The following is a 1383-nucleotide window of genomic DNA, read 5'->3' on the forward strand; positions in this document are numbered from 1 at the left end:
GATAATGGCATGGTCGATAACAGGAGCGGTACATGGCTGAAGAAAGCGAAGCCGAAAAGACAGAACCCGCGTCACCGAGGCGCCTCGAGCAGGCGCGAGAAGAAGGCGACGTTCCCCGATCACGCGAAGTCGCGACGTTTACCGTGCTGATGGCGGCGGGCGCTGGTCTGTGGATGACGGGTTCCAGTCTGGTGCGTGAGCTGAGCCACACCATGGTGTCCGGCCTGCAGATGACGCGCGACCAGGCTTTCGATGCCGACGTGCTGATCCACCGTGTGGCGGTCGACCTGGTGCAGGTGCTGATCGCCTGCCTGCCGCTGGGCGTGGCCGTGATGGTCGTGGCTCTGGCATCGCCGCTGCTGGTGGGCGGCTGGTTGTTCAGCGGCAAAGCCATCACCCCCAATTTCATGAAGCTGAACCCGATCACGGGCATCGGCAATATGTTCTCGACCAACTCTCTGGTGGAGCTGGTCAAAGCCATTATCAAGGCCCTGGTGGTTGGCGCCGTGGCCTGGTTCGTCATCATGCGCCAGAAGGAAGCGGTGCTGGGCCTGGCCAACGAGCCGCTGAATTCCAGCAGCGCCCACGTGATGGACATGTTGGCGATGAGCTTCCTGTTCATCGTCGGCGCGCTGGGTTTCATTGCTGCCATCGATGCGCCGTACCAGATGTGGCACTACGCGAACAAGCTGAAGATGACGCGCCAGGAGCTGATCCAGGAATCCAAGGAATCGGACGGTAACCCTCAGATCAAGGGCAAAATCCGCCAGTTGCAGCGCGAGATGGCCAAGCGCCRCATGATGGCCGAAGTGCCGACCGCCGACGTGGTGGTGACCAACCCGACCCACTACGCGGTCGCGCTGAAATACGGCGCGGGCGAAGCGGGGGCGCCGCGCGTCGTCGCAAAAGGTACGGATGAAGTCGCGGCCAAGATCCGCGAGCTGGCGAAAGAGCACCGCGTTGCGATCCTGGAAGCACCACCGCTGGCGCGTGCGCTGCACAAGCATACCGAGATCGGCGACGAGATTCCGCAGCGCCTGTACGCCGCGGTGGCGGAAGTGCTGGCCTATGTGTACCAGTTGCGCGCGTTCCGTCCGGGCCTGCGCTATCCGGACCGTCCGACCAAGCTCGATGTGCCGGAAGACATGGACCCGGCAGCACCAAAGAAACCAGATAACAACGGAGTATAAGCATGAACAGCGTGAAGCTTCCCGCATGGATGAGTGGAATGGCCGGTGGCAATGCCAAGAGCCTGGCCGCGCCTATCCTGATCATCATGCTGCTGGCGATGATGATTTTGCCGCTGCCGGCCTTCGTCCTCGACCTGTTCTTCAGCTTTAACATCGCGCTGTCCATCATCGTGCTGCTGACCAGTCTTTATAC

2 protein-coding genes are annotated in these 1383 nt (G+C 61.5%); both read left to right on the forward strand.

Going from position 1 to position 1383, the window contains the following annotated elements; genetic code table 11:
* Positions 1-32 precede the first annotated feature (32 nt).
* Positions 33-1190, forward strand: coding sequence for a flagellar biosynthesis protein FlhB (gene flhB / locus AB4Z11_RS31785; RefSeq protein ID WP_442030176.1), 1158 nt, complete (start codon positions 33-35; stop codon positions 1188-1190).
* A 2-nt stretch (positions 1191-1192) separates the two neighbouring features.
* Positions 1193-1383 (forward strand): FHIPEP family type III secretion protein (locus AB4Z11_RS31790; RefSeq protein ID WP_442030178.1); only part of this gene is annotated, 191 nt, incomplete at its 3' end.

Source organism: Pseudoduganella sp. RAF53_2 (assembly GCF_052113985.1).
Classification (GTDB): Bacteria; Pseudomonadota; Gammaproteobacteria; order Burkholderiales; family Burkholderiaceae_D; genus Rugamonas.